This window comes from Streptomyces sp. NPDC047002, assembly GCF_040704505.1.
Lineage (GTDB): Bacteria > Actinomycetota > Actinomycetes > Streptomycetales > Streptomycetaceae > Streptomyces.
In genome coordinates, this window is sequence record NZ_JBEYWC010000022.1 from 77,181 (window position 1) to 93,108 (window position 15,928).

General features: G+C 70.9%; 10 protein-coding genes. 4 read left to right on the forward strand and 6 right to left on the reverse strand.

The window, feature by feature from the left end; translation table 11 throughout:
- Positions 1-52: 52 nt before the first annotated feature.
- The 6 genes from AB0910_RS20830 to AB0910_RS20855 form a co-directional block, all read right to left on the reverse strand.
- Positions 53-547 carry an acyl-CoA thioesterase gene (locus AB0910_RS20830; RefSeq protein ID WP_366746080.1) on the reverse strand — a complete coding sequence of 165 codons (495 nt, stop codon included), beginning with the start codon at positions 545-547 and terminating at the stop codon, positions 53-55.
- Positions 547-6,393 carry a type I polyketide synthase gene (locus AB0910_RS20835; RefSeq protein WP_366746081.1) on the reverse strand — a complete coding sequence of 1,949 codons (5,847 nt, stop codon included), beginning with the start codon at positions 6,391-6,393 and terminating at the stop codon, positions 547-549. The genes AB0910_RS20830 and AB0910_RS20835 overlap by 1 nt, the downstream gene beginning before the upstream one ends.
- A complete protein-coding gene (locus AB0910_RS20840; RefSeq protein WP_366746082.1) occupies positions 6,390-7,409 on the reverse strand; it encodes an enediyne biosynthesis protein in 1,020 nt (339 codons plus the stop codon). The genes AB0910_RS20835 and AB0910_RS20840 overlap by 4 nt, the downstream gene beginning before the upstream one ends.
- Positions 7,406-9,343, reverse strand: a complete 1,938-nt coding sequence (locus AB0910_RS20845) for a VCBS repeat-containing protein (RefSeq protein WP_366746083.1) — start codon at positions 9,341-9,343, stop codon at positions 7,406-7,408. The genes AB0910_RS20840 and AB0910_RS20845 overlap by 4 nt, the downstream gene beginning before the upstream one ends.
- 77 nt (positions 9,344-9,420) lie before the next feature.
- The gene (locus AB0910_RS20850; protein ID WP_366746084.1) at positions 9,421-10,419 is read right to left on the reverse strand and encodes a DUF1702 family protein; all 999 of its coding nucleotides are present in this window, start codon (positions 10,417-10,419) and stop codon (positions 9,421-9,423) included.
- Between the two features lie 253 nt (positions 10,420-10,672).
- Positions 10,673-11,470, reverse strand: a complete 798-nt coding sequence (locus tag AB0910_RS20855; RefSeq protein WP_366746085.1) for a TIGR03084 family metal-binding protein — start codon at positions 11,468-11,470, stop codon at positions 10,673-10,675.
- Positions 11,471-11,882: 412 nt separating this feature from the next.
- Between AB0910_RS20855 and AB0910_RS20860 the strand changes: the two genes are divergently transcribed.
- The 4 genes from AB0910_RS20860 (at position 11,883) to AB0910_RS20875 (ending at position 15,813) form a co-directional block, all read left to right on the forward strand.
- Positions 11,883-12,320 carry an SgcJ/EcaC family oxidoreductase gene (locus tag AB0910_RS20860; protein ID WP_366746086.1) on the forward strand — a complete coding sequence of 146 codons (438 nt, stop codon included), beginning with the start codon at positions 11,883-11,885 and terminating at the stop codon, positions 12,318-12,320.
- 148 nt (positions 12,321-12,468) lie between these two features.
- Positions 12,469-13,038: a DUF5987 family protein gene (locus tag AB0910_RS20865; protein WP_366746087.1), complete on the forward strand. Its 570-nt coding sequence runs from the start codon at positions 12,469-12,471 to the stop codon at positions 13,036-13,038.
- Positions 13,035-14,687: a GMC family oxidoreductase N-terminal domain-containing protein gene (locus tag AB0910_RS20870; RefSeq protein ID WP_366746088.1), complete on the forward strand. Its 1,653-nt coding sequence runs from the start codon at positions 13,035-13,037 to the stop codon at positions 14,685-14,687. Before AB0910_RS20865 ends, AB0910_RS20870 begins: the two co-directional genes overlap by 4 nt.
- Before the next feature lie 148 nt (positions 14,688-14,835).
- Positions 14,836-15,813, forward strand: a complete 978-nt coding sequence (locus AB0910_RS20875; RefSeq protein WP_366746089.1) for a carboxymuconolactone decarboxylase family protein — start codon at positions 14,836-14,838, stop codon at positions 15,811-15,813.
- The last annotated feature ends 115 nt before the right edge of the window (positions 15,814-15,928 follow it).

Sequence of the window (15,928 nt, forward strand, 5' to 3'; positions counted from 1 at the left end):
GTACGCGGACCGCCGGTCCCAGCGGCCAGCTTGCCGATACTGGTCACCGCCGTCAGCTCCCGTCGCGAGCGAGGGCGGGCACGGGCTCGCCGCGCCCGGATCGCGCGGTGCTCACGCCGGGGGCCGCGTAGGGCGCGAGGGCAGCCAGCAGGGCGTCGGGAACGCGGGACGGCCTGGTGCCGGTATTCGGACCGCGCATGCACGCGACGCGCTGCCGGCCCCGGCCCACCAGTTCCTCGGTGCCCTCGGGTGCGAGGCGGACGTAGTCGAAGGCGAAGCCGATCTGCGTCTGCGTGAGGTCCTCCAGGCGCATCCGGATGGACAGCTCGTCGAAGGCGGTGAGCTCCGAGAGGAACTCGCACTCGACCTTGAGCGTGAAGAGCTTCAGGTCGCCCCTGATGTCCGCCAGTACCTCGGGCGCCTTGTCACGCAGGAACATCTCCCGGCACCTGCCCTGCCAGCGCAGGTAGTTGACGTAGTAGACGTTCCCGACGAGGTTGGTCTCCTCGAAGCCGACGAGGTGACGGATCTCGTAGTACGGGAGCATTACTGGCTCCTTTCGGTGCTCAGGGCGAAGACCACCGGCCGGTCGAGGCCGCTCAGAGTCGTGACGAAGGTCGCCACGGTGGTCCGGCCGGAGTGCAGCAGCCTCCAGCCACCGGGCCCGGCTTCGGATGCGGCGACCAGGTCGACGCGGGCATGGCCGGTCTTGCGCAGGCACTCCACGGCGCTCCAGACCCTGGTGGAGGCCGTGTCCACGTCCTCACCGTGCTCGCGGGCGAGCAGCCCGGCGAGAGCGCCGGCCTTAGGGCCGAGCATGTCGGCCCAGTCCTCGGCCGACCGCGCGTCGACCGTCTCGACGTCACAGCCGACCGGTGCGGCGCCCGCGACCGCGAGCGTGACGCCCGCGCCGTGCGAGGACGAGATGTGCGCCCCGTCGGTCTCGGGTTTGCCGTCGGGCCGGTAGCGCACCTCGGCATGGGCACCCAGGGCGATGCCGACGGCGCGGGCGGTGCGCACCCGGCGTACGGGCGTGCCGTCGGCCGGCGCGACATCGGCCCCGACCGCCCGGGCGCCGGCGGCCTCCAGGTCGGCGTCCGCATCGGAGAGGACGGCCACTCGCAGCTGGTCGGGGAGGAAACGCTCGGTGAGCCGCTGGAGGTACGGGCCGAGCAGCGCGGGCACCCACGGCCCGGAGCCGTCCCGCTTCCTGACGGCCTGGAGCCGGAGGCCCGTCCAGCGTTCCAGGACGGTGCCGATGACGTCGGTGACGTCCAGGTCGTACCAGTACGTGTCGTCCTCGCGCCTGCGCTCGGTGGCGTTGAGGAGTACCCGGTCCGCGTTGGCCATGGCCGCGGGGTCGGCGAGGTGCAGCTTCTCGATGCCCGCAGGCAGCAGCGTGGCGTCGGGCACGCAGCACTGGAGCGCGTGCATCACGGCGTCGCGGGTGCCGGGGTCGGCCAACAGCAGAGTGCTGGACTGGAAGGAGCCGAACCACTCTGCCCCGCCTGCCGCCGACAGCTCGGCCACGCATCCCTTGGCCTGGAGAGAGCGGTAGCCCACGAGCTTCTGGAAGCGGCCGCCCTGGAAGAGCACCGGGCCGTACAGCTCACGGTGAGGGTCGAGAGGGATCAGCCCCTCGGGAACGGTGGGGACGGTGGTCTCGGGCAGCGGCTCGGCGAAGTCCAGTACGGCCTGGAAGTGGTCGGCCTGGAAACCGGTCTCACTGCTGCGGATCACCGCGCGCACCGTGTGCTCGCCGTCGGCGAGCACGGCCACCCGTACGGTGGTCCGGCCGTCGGCCGGCACCACGATCGGACGCAGGAACTCCACGTCCCGCAGGGTGGGCGCGTTCCCGTGGCCGGTGAGGGCCTGTGCTGCCTGCGTCATGGCCTCCATCCCGAGGACCGCGGGGAAGAGCAGATCGCCGTCGAGGAAGTGGTCGGGCAGATAGCGGTCGTCGTCGGCCGACAGGTCGGAGTCCACCACGAGCTCGATGCCGGGGTAGTGCACCTGGGCGCGCTCCAGGAAGCGCAGCAGGGGCAGTTCGGCCTCGGGGAGCGTGAGCGTGGGCAGGCCCTCGGCCCGGCCCATCACCACCACGGACGACGGCGCCTGCGGGTCGGCGAGAAGTTCGCGGAGCACCTCGACGCCCTGCTCGGGCGGGATCGGTGCGATGCCGTCGCGGATCAGCGACTCCAGTACACCGAGCCGCTCACCCATGCCGGCACCCGACCACACCGACCACTCCAGGGAGAGGCAGCGGATGCGCGGGTGCTCCTCCCGGATGCGCTGGGTGTAGTCGGTGAGCCAGTCGTTGGCGGTGGCGTAATCGCCCTCGCCGCGCAGCCCGGCCCGCCCGATGATGCTGGCGAAGCTGATCAGCAGCTTCAGCTCGGCCGGGTCGGTGGCGGCGAGCACGGACTCCAGGCCGGACATCTTCGGCGCCAGGGTGCGGCGGAACGACGACTCGTCGAGGTTCACAAGCGCCTGCGGTTCGTTGCGGCCCGAGCCGTGCAGCACGGCGGTGACCGGTCCGAGCTGCTCACGTACGGTGCCGGCGGCCGCCTTGACCTCCTCGGCGGAGGTGACGTCTGCCCGGAGGTAGACGAAGCGCACCCCGGCCGCGCGCATGCGTTCCAGGTTCAGCGCCAGTTCCGGGTCGGTGCCCGGGTCGGAGCGGCCGAGCAGGGCGAGCGAGGCGCCGCTGTCCCTGGCGAGCGCCAGCGCGCACTCGGCCGTGATGCCCTTGCCGCCGCCGGTGACGAGCAGCACGTCGGACCCGCCGAGCGGCCCGGCGTCCGCCGCCGCTCTCACGGGTACCAGCGGGCGCAGCACGGGGACCGTACGGGTGCCGTCGCGGTCGTAGCCGACCTCGCTGAAGCCCGTGGTCGCGGCGACGTCGGCAGCGATCCTGGCCACCCATGCCCCGGCGTGCTCGGGAGCGAGGTCGCCGGGCGGAAGCGTGACGACGGTGGTGGGCGTGGCGGGCGACTCCAGATGCAGGGTCTTGGCGAGGCCCGCGGCGCCGCGCCGGTGGCCGACAGCGACGAACCGCGCCCCGGGGGCCGCGAGCGCGGCGCGGACCGCGTCGAGCATCTGCGGGATGTGTTCCTCGTCGGTGTCCTCGGGCAGCCACAGCAGTACGCCCGCCCCGACCGGGCTCTGGCTGAGCTCGGTGACCAGCTTGAACGCGACCGGGTGACGCTCCGGTGCGAACACCTGCCAGCTGCCGGTATCGCGTTCGCGCGCCGGCCCGGGAGGCGCGGGCACCCGCTCGACGGCGAAGGCGCGGACCCAGGGCCCGACGCCGGGTGCCGTTGTGGACGCGGCCTCACCCTCGCCGCGCTCGGTGGCGGCCAGTTCGTCCAGCATCGAGGCGAGCTCGGCGAGCGTGGAGGTGGCCGTCGCCGAGGTGGCGAGTGGCGCGGTGACGCCGATCTCACGCGATGCCTGCGCCAGGATCTGGCCCACGGTGATCGAGCTGAGGTGCAGTTCGTCGATGGCGTTGCTGTCGGGGTGTACGGCCTCGACGGGGAGTTCGGCGCGCTCGGCGGACAGGCGCAGCAGGATCGACAGGGTGTCGGCCCGCTCGCCGTCGGCGGCCGGAGTTGCCTCTGCCGCGGGGGCCGCTTCGGCCGCCGCCGGTGCGATGGCTCTGAAGTCGCCTTCCGGTGCGGACTCGGCAGGGCTGGCGAGGAAGCTGAACTCCTTGTCCAGCGCCAGTGGCCGGGCGAACCGGTCGGCGAACAGCGGCTCGGTGCGAACCGGCGCGCCCAGCGCGTACGCCGCGGCGAACGCGGAGAGCGTGCCGGTCAGCGATGTGCTGTCGGTCTCCATGGCGACCGCGGGCACGTCCGGGCACACCGTGGCGGCCAGGCCGCGCAGGATACGTCCGGGCCCGACCTCGATCAGCAGGTCGACATCGGCGGCCAGCTCCGTCAGCGCCTGTTCGAAACGCACGGGCTGCACGACCTGCCGCTGGAGCAGGCCGACGACGTCCACGTCCGGAGGCAGGGCGGTGCCGGTGACCGTGGAGACCACGGTGGCGTCGAGCGGCGCGAAGGCCTCGCGGGCCAGATGGTCGCGCAGCGCGGTGGCGGCGGGGGCGACGCCCGGGGAGTGGAAGGCGTGCGACACCGCGACACCGGCGACGTGCAGGCCCTGGCGCGTGGCGCGCCCGGTGACCCGGGAGACGGCCGCCGCGGGCCCCGAGACCACGGTCTGGCGGGGCCCGTTGTATCCGGCGATCACGACTGGTTCACCGGAAAGCAGCGGGCCGACCTGGTCGGCGGGGGCGGAGATGCCGGCCATGGTGCCGTCGCCGTCGCTCGCCTCCCGCATGACCGCGCCACGGGTCACCGCGGTGCGCAGCAGCGCTTCTTCGTCCAGGGCCCCGGCCCAGTGCAGTGCGCTGATCTCGCCGAGGCTGTGGCCGACGGCGCCGACGGCCCTGACGCGCAGCAGGTCGAGGACGCGCAGCCCGGCCGCGGAGCCGGTGGCGATCCTGGGCTGGGCCACCGCGGTGTCCACCGGATCACCCGCGGGCGCCGGATGGGAGGCGTAGAGGTCGTCGACCGTCGCGAACCGGCGACGCAGCGCGCCCCCGTCCGCCGCCCGCCCCGCGCCCTGCCCCGGGAAGAGGAACCCGATCCTCGGGACGGTGCGGGTGGTGCCGAGGAAGACGCCGTGCTCGGTGTCGACGACGCTGCGGGCGCCGCCGTCCAGCAGGGTGAGCAGACGGCTCAGGCGTTCACCGGCCTGCTCGGGCCCCGTGGCGATCACGGCCGCGCGCACCGGACGGCCGTTCAGCTCCCTGTGCAGGCTGACGGCGAGGTCGCCCAGCTCGGCGTAGGACAGCTGGGTGGTGAACTCGGCGAGGTGGCCCACCCGCCCGTGCAGGTCCGCGATGCTGGGCGCGTCGAGCAGCAGCACCTCGGCATCCTGCCGGGAGCGTACGAGACGTCGGGTGACCCGGCCCACGCGCTCGCGCGGCGCGCCGTCCGCGTGCTCCACGACGATGTGGGCGTTGATGCCGCCGAAGCCCATCGAGGAGACGGCGGCCCGGACCGGCGCCCCCTCGGGCCAGAGCTCGGCGCTGTCCGGCACGTGGAGCATCGGGTCGTCGCCGCACAGCACCGGATGGGGGTCCCGGTGGCTGGTGGCCGGCGGGATGACCTGGTGGCGCACGGCGAGGACCGCCTTGATGAGACCGGCCACGCCGGCGGCGGCCTTGGTGTGCCCGAAGTTGCCCTTGACGCTGCTGATGGCCGCCGGCACGCCGCCCGCGGCGCGGCGCTCCTCGGAGAAGGCGCGCAGCTCGGTCTCGTCGCCGACCGCCGTGCCGGTGCCGTGCCCCTCGATGTAGCGGACCGTGTCGAAGCCGAAGCCGGCCGTCGCATACGCACGCTGGATGGCGAGCCGGTGTCCGCTCGCCTCGGGACGGGTGATGCCACCCTTTCCGTCGGACGAATAGCCCCAGCCCTCGACTGTGGCGTATCGGAAGAGACCGCGCTCGCGGGCCTCGTCGTCGCGCATCAGCACGATGATCCCGCAACCCTCGCCGGGCCAGAAGCCGTTCGACCCGCGGTCGTAGACCCGCATCTCGCTCTTGGCGAGCGCGCCGGTCTTCGCGAAGCCGATGACCTCGAACGGGTCGATGCTCAGGTCCACGCCGCCGACGAGTGCCACGTCCAGCCTGCCGTCGGTGATCCCGCTGCACGCGGTGGCGACGGAGAGGAGCGACGAGGAGCAGGCGCCGTCGACGGTGAAGCCGCCTCCGTTGAAGTCGAAGTAGTTGCAGATCCGGCCGGCGATGGTGTTGGCGAGGCCGCCTGCGAGGGTGTCCTCGTCGATGGGCGGGAACGGGCTCTTGTAGCGCTGTTCCAGCTCGCCGAGGAAGACGCCGGTCTTCTCCTCGTCCCAGCCCTGTTCGCGCAGGGCGGCGCCGACGGTGCGCCTGACGTAGGGCCAGCGCAGCCGCATCAGGTTGGCGCGGCTGAACTCGCCGGTCAGGGTATTGCCGATGATCACGCCGGTGACCCGGTCCGACAGGCCCGTGCCGTCCGGGAAGCCGGCGTCGGCGAGAGCGCGCCCGGCGGTCTCCAGGGCGAGCCAGTGGGCCATGTCGGTGGAGCGGAAGGTGCTGCCGGCGATGCGGTGGGCGACGCGGTCGAACTCGTAACCCTCCAGAACGGCGGCCTTGTCGGTGTAGAAGCGGTCGGGCGCCTGCGGATCGGGGGAGTGGTAGTCCTCGCGGCGCATCCGTACGTCGGGCAGCCGGCGGAACGCGCGGCGTCCCGCGAGGACGTTGCGCCACAGCTCCTCGGGACTGTCCGCGTCGGGATAGCGGCAGGCGACGCCGACGACGGCGATGCGGGGGCGGCCGGTCATGCGGCCACCGCCCCGGTCGCGGAGGAACTGTCCTCGGAGCCGGCGCTGTCGGGAGCCCTGCGGGCGCGGTAGCGCCGGTAGAGGGCGACGCCCCACCAGCCCATGCCCCGCAGGCCGCACACCACGACGGTGGCGAAGAACAGCGTGTAGACGACGTTGAAGAGCATCAGCACCGCGTACGCGACGGCGACGCCGGAGCCGAACAGGAACTGGCTGCGGAACTTCGACGGTGTGGTGCCCGGGTCGGTGATCATGTAGTTCGTGAAGAGCACGAACGCGACGCCGGTCATCGGGCCGAAGGCGGAGAAGAGCGCGACGTGCCAGATCCAGTGCCGTATCAGAGCCTGGATGGCGAAGGCGCCCATCCAACCGACGATCAGGCCGACGCGCCGGGTGAGCACGGCGTTGATGACGGTGCCCGCGGTGGCGATGATCAGCGGGATCATCACGCGGAAGAACGTGTCCGCCTTCTCGGTGAACTCGTACGGCGGGGCGATGCTGACCCAGGAGCCGAAGCAGACCAGGGTGGTGGTGATGCCGAAGTTCGACGGGTTCATGAAGTGCCGCATCCGGCCGTTGACCGGGGCCTGGAGGGCGTGTTTGCCCGCTACCCCGACGAAGACGCCGAAGATCACGGGCCAGATCTGGTTGTTGGCGTACAGCAGCATGTTCACCGCGAGTGCGGTGATGTGCGACGGCAGCAGGAACTCGTACACGCCGCGGACGCCGTTGCCACGGTAGCGCGGGGCCCGGTGCTGGGCCCAACCGCTGATGATCTCGAAGACGATCTCCGTCGTGTAGCCGATGAGGACGGCGATGATCGGCCACAGCCAGGGCTGTTCGAAACCGAGCACCGTGTACCCGAGGACGTTGAAGACGGAGATGCTGAGGGCGAAGTTGCGCAGTGCCAGGTAGCGCGGGTCGCGCTTCTTCGCGGCCGGCGGTACCGGTGCGATGGTTTCCGCGGGCCGGCCGGGTAGGGCGCCGGGCCGCTCCTCGACAACGGTGTTGGTCATCGGCTGATCTCCTGGGCGGTGTCGGTCAACTGGAGGGTGTGGTGGCCGGGCATGAGCTTCATGCTCTGGGAGTGCAGGGCGCCGTGCGCGTCGTGCCACTGGAGCTTCATGGTGCTCGGGCCGTCATAGGAGCCGAGGCCGAAGCGGACGTCGAAGCTGCGGAAGCCGCCGTGCCCACCGCCGCCGTCCAGCTCGCTGACCTGCGTGCCCTGCTTGTTGGTGATCGTGGCGGTGGCGCCGTAGACCGGGGAGCCCGGCGCGGCGAGGCCCGAGCCGGCATCTCCGCCGGCGGACGGGCGGTACAGGTTCAGGTCGATCTGGTGGCCGAGATGCGGCGACCTGTTGGCGTAGAAGGCGGGCGGGCCCCACTGGCGGGCGACGGCGAAGTCCAGCGCGCCGCTGCCGGTGGTGTCGGCGGTGGCGATGGCACGGGTGGGGGTCTTCACGGCGAGGCCGAGCTGCTTGCTGATGTTGGCGTACTTGCCGTCGGGTGTCGGTGCGTAGAAGGCGAGTGCGTCGTCGCCGGAGATGTCGTCGCCGGGCTGGACGTTGGGCCACATGGCCGGGTTGGACAGCAAGTCGTCGTTGGTCATGGCCATCTCCTGGAGCCACGGCCAGCGGTCGGTCCTGCCTTTGACGAAGCCGTCGGCCTGGACCTCGGCCATGGAGCCGTCATTGAGGAAGTCGCCCATCTTCACGTCCCAGCACCAGCCGGTCCAGGCCAGACCGTGCTCCTGGGCCTCCTGGGTGAAGGGCGCGATGCCCTCGCTGAGCTTCTTTTCCATCTCGGCCGTGGACTTCGTCTGGTTCATCCAGAGGAAGTTGCTCTCCTCCAGACCCCATGCCTCGTCGATGTTGCTGACCGTCATGTCGAAGGTGCCGTTGTGGTCCTGGTCGGCGAAGTCGACGCCCATGCCCTTGAACGAGCCCTGACCGAGCACGAACGACTTCGCGGTGGTCGGTGTGCGCCGGCCGACGGCGACCTTGAACTTGATGTGTCCCGGTGTGGAGACGTTGTAGAGCAGGTGGTCGTGGCCGAAGTCGTTGGCGATGTAGAGCTCGGGCCTGCCGTCGCCCGTCATGTCGGCGCCGGCAATCGCCAGCGCCCAGCCGGTGGATTCCTGGAAGTCGATGGCGTCGGACTCCTCGACGAAGGACGCGGTGGGGCGGGTGCCGGTGGTGGAGGCGTAGTAACGCAGCACGTGGTCCCCGCCCGCGTTCTTCGCGCTGGACAGCGAGTTGTTCATCGCCACGTTGGACAGGCCGTGCGGGGCGAGCACGTCGGAGTCCGGGAAGTAGTTGCCGATGACGATGGAGGGGTGGCCGCTGCCGTCCATGTCGCCGACGTAGACCGCGTCGGTGTTCCAGCGTGCCCCGTGGTATTTGCCGTCGGGCGAGTTCTCCGGCACGACCTCCTGCGGCACGTACGAGGCGTTGGAGGGCGTGGTGGCATCGGACTTGGCCATCCAGAGCACGGGGGTGCGCCCCCAGTAGCTGACCAGCAGATCCATCCGGCCGTCTCCGTTGAAGTCGCCGGGGGTGCAGCCGGTGGGCGCCATGGTGTCGTCCATGGGGATCTTGTCGGCCTTGAGCACGAACGGGCTGAAGCGGTCGGCGGCAGGGGCGGTCGGGGTGTAGGTGACGACGACGTCGTTGGTGCGGGTGTCGACGATGCACATGCCGTCGGGGCGGCCGTGGCCGGTCAGGTCGTTCATCGCGATGCCGGCGCCCACCGAGGAGATCCAGGACCGGATCTTCTGGTACGCCCGGTTGACCTTGCGGACGCTGTGCATCTTCTGGTTGTCGTAGCCCGCCGGCATGGCGATGGGCATCTGCCTGAAGGAATAGTCCTTGGCGACCTGGTCGCCGTTGGGGACGGCGTTGGCGGCGTTGACTCCGAAGAACAGCCCGGTGGCGACGAGCAGAGTCGCCATGCCGGGAACGATTCGGCGCAGTCGCTCTTTCCGTTCCATCACTCTCTCCTGGTCGGGGACGGCCGGATGGGGGACGATCAGCGGAAGTGCTGCTGGATGCGCCGGCGGAAGACCTCATAGGCGGGCACGGCGCCGTCCGGCGGCAGATCGATCACCGACTTGGCGGCGATCTGGGCGGACTCCTCGGCCGTCATGCCGCAGAAGATCTGCGCGGCGATTTCGTTGTGGTCGGTGATCAGGCCTGCCACTTGGCGCGCCCGCAGCGCGAACACGGCGCCCTGGGCGATCTCCGCGGCATACGGTCCAGCACCGCGCCGCAGAGCCTCAAGCTGATCGGCGTCGACGGCGCCCGCGTACGTGGCGGCCAGCCCCGCGCCGCACAGCAGATCGCTGTGGCGGGCCGGGTCGAAGCCGGCGATCCGGGCCAGCAGCCGCTCCACGTCCCCGCCGCACACGAACCACATGCCGCGCCCGATGCCTTGGTCCACGACCCGCTGCGTGTATGCCGGGTCGCCGGGCCACCAGGGGTAGCCCCGTGGCACGTAGTGGCTGTCGACCCACTTCGCGTGGTGGAAGAACGCCTGATGGAAGCCGTACCCGTCGACGACCAGCCAGCTCAGCGCGGGATGGTCGGCGAGCCTACGGGCGTCGGGGAGCGCCCGGTGCCACAGGGGCCTCGGCAGCCGGGCGATGGCGAACCCGACGCCGAGGTACGCCATGAAGACGTGCCGGGAGCCGGGTCCGTCGTCGTATCCGGGACCCTTCAGGAAGATCTCGGTCAGCCGGGCGCCGGGGACAGGCGAGAGGGCATCGCGCAGGGCCAGCGCCATCGCGGCGCCCTCGTACGCGAAGCCCTGGTACTCGCGTTCCAGCGCACCCAGGCGAGTGACGATCTCGGTCTGTTCGCGGTGCTCCACCGCGAACTCGAAACCGACGAGGAACTGGAGCGCGCTGTGCTCCAGCTTGGCCCTGGCCCCGGCGTTCAGCGCCTCGAAGCCTCTGGTCTCAAAGGTGATCTCTCTCGTGGCCGGGGTCACCAGCAACTTGCGCAGCGACCCCATGAGTGTGGCTGTCATGACTGATTCCTCGCGGAGGGAGGGGTGACGGACCCGGCCGCCGCCGTACGGACACGCCACGTCGGCGCGGTGGACCCGGTGCGGCGATCCGGTCGGCCGGCGTGCGGCGGAGGGTGCGGGAGCGGCCCTGCGGCCAGGGTCTTTCGTTTGGAACAGGGCGGATCAGGGGTGGGGTCCGGTGCCTGGGGCCCCCGGCCGGAGGCTGGGGGAGGTGCCGGGGCACGCGAGCCCGGCATGATCCGGCCGAGAGGCCCTAAATGGCGGCGAACTGTCCGGGCCTGCGGCCCTCGCCCGCCGGGCCGCGGTATGCCTGGGCGATGTCCAGCCAGCCCTCCGCCTCCTTGCCGGTGGCCACGAGCCCGAGGTCGTCGCGGTGCCGGCGCCGGGCGACCAGCAGGCAGAGGTCCTCGGCGGTTCCGGTGATCCGCTGCTCGGCATCCTCGGGACCGAACGCCCAGACCTGGCCGGAGGGCGCGGAGACCTCGAACCGGAACTCCTCCTTCGGCGGCTCGATGCCGCGTGCGAGGTAGCCGAAGTCGCGGGTGCGGGTGGCGAAGAACACCAGGTGGCCGATGCGGTCGGAAGGGACGCGGACCATGCCGAGTGCGTCGCGGACGTCTTGGCCGTGCCCGTAGAGCTCCATCATTCCGGCGGCGGCGAGCACGCTGGCCGGCAACGGGTTGACCAGCCACGGAACGATGGCGTCGGGCCCGGCTTCGGCCAGGGCCGCGTCGGCAGCGGTGCGCTCCACGCGCCAGCGCTCCAGGATGTGCGGTGCCGAATCCTTCATGTACGCGGCGAGCATGCCGTCGACGGCTGCCTGGAAGTCGCCCTTGGCGGCATTCGCCAGGCGCTGGAAGCCCTCGGCGTCGGTGGCGGCTGTCCGGGCGAGATGGGCGATGAACGCCAGGTGCGCCACTTGGTGTGTGACGGTCCACCCGGGCGAAGGGGTCTCGATCTCCCACTCCTCGGGCGTCAGGCCCGCCACGATGGCGTCGAGTTCGTCTCCCTCGGTCACCAGATCAGTGAATACATCGCGCATTTCAGTCACGACTTTCCTCCCGGTAGGTTTTTGCACGGGGAAATGCAGTGAACTTCCTGAGAGGCGATTCTCCGGACTCTGCGGTGGCCCGTCTTCTCTGTGCTTGCTTCGTCGCGGGCACCCCTCGCGAAACGGATGAGAGGGGAGCAGCTCATGCCAAGCGCATATGGCGCCAGCCGATCCAGGTCCGTGCGGTGCGCCCCTGTTGACTGATCATGCGCCGCCGGAGTGCAACGGGCGGCCGTGGCGCACGAGAGCGCAATACAGAAGATGCGCGGGCTCTCCGGGGGCCGAATGATGATTCGAGCACACACCGGCGGAACACGACTTCCTCTCCCGTCGCGGGGGCGGGTCCGGCCCGCCCGCAGGCGCCCGGCCCCGCCCCGTCGAGTCCCCAACCGATCCAGGAAGGCAGAGACTTATGTCCGAAACCGTCACCACCGCAGCAGCCCTCAGCGCCGAGGACAAAGCGGCCGTCGGAGGTCTCGCGGCCCGGCTCACCGAAGCGTGGGCCGCACAGAGCGGCGAGAAGTTCGCGGCCCTCTTCACCGAGGACGCCACCACGCTGCTGCCCGGGGACGTCTTCCTCCAGGGCCGCACGGAGATCGGCAGCCACATGGCGGCCGGCTACGCGGGCCCCTACAAGGGCACCGGCGTCGTAGGCAAGCCGCTCAGCATCCGTGCCATAGACGAGCACACCGCCGTCATGGTCACCGAGGGCGGGGTCACGCTGCCCGGCGAGGACTGGCCGACCGAGGCGATGCTCATTCGCGCCACCTGGGTCGCCGTCAAACAGAACGGTGGCGAATGGCTTGTCTCGGCGTACCAGAACAGCCCGGTGAATCTGCCGAGTTCCTGACGGGGTTACCGTAGGTACGGAATAGAGGAAAATCAAGAAAACGTGCGGCTCGCAGAGAGATTCTCCCTCCGCGAGCCGTCTTCTGAGGATACGGCGAGTTTCGTGCCGTCCCGTTGAATCATTCTGCAAGACAGACAGGAGAAGGGCCGTGGAACCATTTGCACTGCCGCATTTGGAAGCCAGAACGGCAACTCTGGAAGCGTTTGCTGACACCATCATTCCGGGTGAAAAACGCTACCCCGGCGACCGCGCGATAGCAGGGGTGAGCGAGGGCGGCGGCGCGGTCACGGCAGGTGCGCTGGCCGTGCTGGAGATGCCCGAGAGCGGCATGGCGCCCAGCCTCGACGACCTGGCGTCTGCCCTCGACGTGCACGCCGAGGAGTACCGCGAGGAGCACGACATGGGCGCCGACGACACCGCCCCGGCGTTCGTCACGCTCCCGTACGAGGACCGGGCTGCTCTGGTCCTGGAGCTGACCCGCCCCGGACACCCCGAGAAAGTGCTGTGGACGGGCCTCGCGCTGCTGTGCAACATGGCCTTCGACACGGCTGCGCATCTGCACACCGCCGAGGCCCTCGCCGACGGGCATGTGGGCCTGACCGCTCTCGGGTACCGCCCGCCGGACGAGGACGGGGTATGGCGCTTCCCGGGCTTCTCCTACCGGCGTCGGCTGGCGGAGCTGCATCCCGACACGATCCCCTCCGGGAGCCTCGCATGAGCGCACGGGAACAGACCGACGCCCTGGTCATCGGCAGCGGCTTCGGCGGCGCCATCGCCGCGTACCACCTGGCAGCCGGCGGAGCCCGGGTCGTCGTGCTGGAGCGCGGGCCATGGCTGTCGGCCGACGAGTTCCAGCACGACTTCCGGCTGGGCACCTCCTCCACCCGCGCCTTCGAGTTCGTGGTCGGCGACGGCATGAGCGTGCTGAGCGGCAACTGCGTCGGGGGCGGCTCCGTGGTGTACTTCGCGGCCATGCCGCGCGCGCCGCGGTTCGTCTTCGAACGACGCGGCGGTATCAACCGCCGGATGTGGCCGAAGGCCATCGACCGCGACGCCCTCGACCCCTGGTACGACCGGGTCGCCGAGGCCCTGCCCATCACCCCGTCGGACTGGAACACCGCCTCGTACGCCGGCGGCCTCTGGGGCGCCGCCTGCGCCGCGGCGGGCCACACCGCCAACCCGCTGCCCAGCGCCATCGACGAGGAGCTGTGCACCAACTGCAACTGGATGATGGCCGGTTGCCGTTTCGATGCCAAGCGCTCACTGCTGCTCAACTATCTGCCCGCGGCCCAGGCGCACGGCGCGCGGATCCGCCCGCTCCACGAGGTGCAGAAGATCACACGCCTGGACGACGGGAGCTACCGCGTCCACTACGACATCGTCGACGAGGCCGACTACCGCGTCCACCCGGACACCGGCACCATCGACGCCAAGATCGTCGTGGTGGCGGCGGGCGCCGCCGCGACACCGGTCATCCTCCAGCGCTCCGAGGCCGACCTCGGCCCGATGCCGCACGGCGTGGGCCGGTACTTCTCGGGCAACGGCGAGCGGCTGAACACCGCGGTCCTCGACGACGACAGGGTCCGTGCCCTGCTGGGGCTCGAAGGGCAGCCAGGACCGGCCTTCCAAGCCAACCAGATCGGCAAGGGCCCGACCGTCGCCACCTGGGACTACCTCGACGGCTCCCGGCCCGAGTACGAGCGCTACTCGCTTGAGCAGCTCTACTTCCCACCCGGCCTCGGCACCATTCTCGCCCAGGTGCCCGACGCGAAAGGCCCCAGCTGGTTCGGCCGGGAGAAGAAGGAACTGCTCAAGAAGTGGCAGTCCTGGATGACGATCTTCACCATGTCGGAGGACGACAACGAGGGCGTCTTCGGCCCGCCGCCGGAGACCGGCAACTCCGATCGCATCTCCCAGCAGATGCTCGGCCTCGGCACCCTCGCGTACGACCCCACGCCCAACACCCTGCACGGCTGGGAGCTGTCGGACGCCTCGGTCCGGGCGATTCTGGAGCACGACGGGCTGGCCAGGGTGATGCCGTGGACCAACGATGTCGTCGGCGCCTACACGGTCCACCCGCTCGCCTCCTGCCGGATCGGCGACGATCCTGCCACCTCGGCACTCGACGACCGGCACGAGCTGCGCGGGCACCCCGGCATCTTCGTCACGGACAGCTCGGCGGTGCCCGGCGCACTGACCGTCAACCCCGCCTTCACCGTGGCCGCGCTCGCCGAGCGCGCCATGCCTGGTCTGGTGAAGGCCCTCAAGGACCGCGGTGTCTCCGTGGCGTACGGCGCCCCCTCACCGGACGGTGAGACCGCGGGGCGGCGCGGCAGCGCCGCGTTCGCCGCGGCGCTCGGAGCCTGAGCACGAGAACCGGGCCGCGGCGCTCCGGCCGCGGCCCGTACACGCCCCGCGGCCGGCGCGCCGGCAGGGCCCGATGGGAGCAACCGACTTGAGAGCACGCCTAGTCCGGGCTTCGCTGAGGGACCTCTCCCTCACCCAGGTCCGGCATGTGGCCCCTGTCCCCTTCCGTACCCGCGACCGTCTGGTCACCCGGGTCTACCGAGCCTCCGAGGAGGAATTCGGCGTACTGCCACCACCGCTGGTCCTGCACGCGTCGAGTCCCGAGGTGCTGGCCGCCGTATGGTTAATCCTCAGGGAATCGCTCCTCACCCCCGGCCTCGTGGGCCGAGTGGAAAAGGAGACCGTGGCAGCGATGATTTCCGCTGCCAACTCCTGTCCCTACTGCGTGACGATGCACACGTCCATGCTGCGCAGCCTCGGCCGGGCCGACGGTTCTGGCGCCGTCGCAGCTTGGTGCGAGGTCAACATGGTCCGCGGTCCCGGCCCCCAGGGGGCGGGACCCGCCGCGCGTACACCACCGTTCCCTCCGGAGCACGGGCCCGAACTGGTGGCCATGGCGGTCCTGCTGCACTACCTGAATCGCATGGTGAACATCTTCCTGGGCGACAGGCCGCTGCCGCCCTGGGCGCCCGCCGCCACATTGCCGGCCGTGCAGCCGGTCCTGAACTGGCTTCAGCGCGCGGCCGGCCGCGATGATCTCCCGCCCGGTCTCTCGCTGGACCTGTTGCCGGCCGCGGAACCCGCGCCCGATCTGGTCTGGAGCGCCGGGAAACCGCCGGTGACCGAGGCGTTCGCCCGAGCCGTGGCCGCCGTCGAGAACGCCGGGGAGAGATCACTGCCCGCCTCCGTGCGCGCGCTGGTGCGTGAGCGGCTGCGCGTCTGGGACGGCCGTCCGCCGGGGCTCAGCAGGGCCTGGGTGGACACCGAAACCGAACGTCTCGCGCCGTCCGACCGCCCGGCCGGACGGCTCGCTCTGCTCACCGCGATCGCTTCGTACCAGGTCGACGACGAGGCTGTACGGGCCTTCAGGAACCACAACCCGGAGGACGCCCGGCTCGTCGAGGCGACGGCGTGGGCCGCTCTGTGCGCGGCGCGCGAGGCCGGTGCGTGGATGGCCGTTCGGTGACCGGGGCCCCGGGAGCGCGGGCACGGCCCGGGGCCCCGGAGGTGTGCCACATCCGCTCAAGCGATCGCATACCACGGCAATCCGCGTGTATCAGGCCTATCCACATAGAGCTGGA

Bases quoted from the DNA above. Each gene is read 5' to 3' on its own strand.
- AB0910_RS20840 (WP_366746082.1), bottom strand. From the start codon at position 7,409: ATGACCAACACCGTTGTCGAGGAGCGGCCCGGCGCCCTACCCGGCCGG.
- AB0910_RS20860 (WP_366746086.1), top strand. From the start codon at position 11,883: ATGTCCGAAACCGTCACCACCGCAGCAGCCCTCAGCGCCGAGGACAAA.
- AB0910_RS20850 (WP_366746084.1), bottom strand. From the start codon at position 10,419: ATGACAGCCACACTCATGGGGTCGCTGCGCAAGTTGCTGGTGACCCCG.
- AB0910_RS20845 (WP_366746083.1), bottom strand. From the start codon at position 9,343: ATGGCGACTCTGCTCGTCGCCACCGGGCTGTTCTTCGGAGTCAACGCC.
- AB0910_RS20870 (WP_366746088.1), top strand. From the start codon at position 13,035: ATGAGCGCACGGGAACAGACCGACGCCCTGGTCATCGGCAGCGGCTTC.
- AB0910_RS20835 (WP_366746081.1), bottom strand. From the start codon at position 6,393: ATGACCGGCCGCCCCCGCATCGCCGTCGTCGGCGTCGCCTGCCGCTAT.
- AB0910_RS20830 (WP_366746080.1), bottom strand. From the start codon at position 547: ATGCTCCCGTACTACGAGATCCGTCACCTCGTCGGCTTCGAGGAGACC.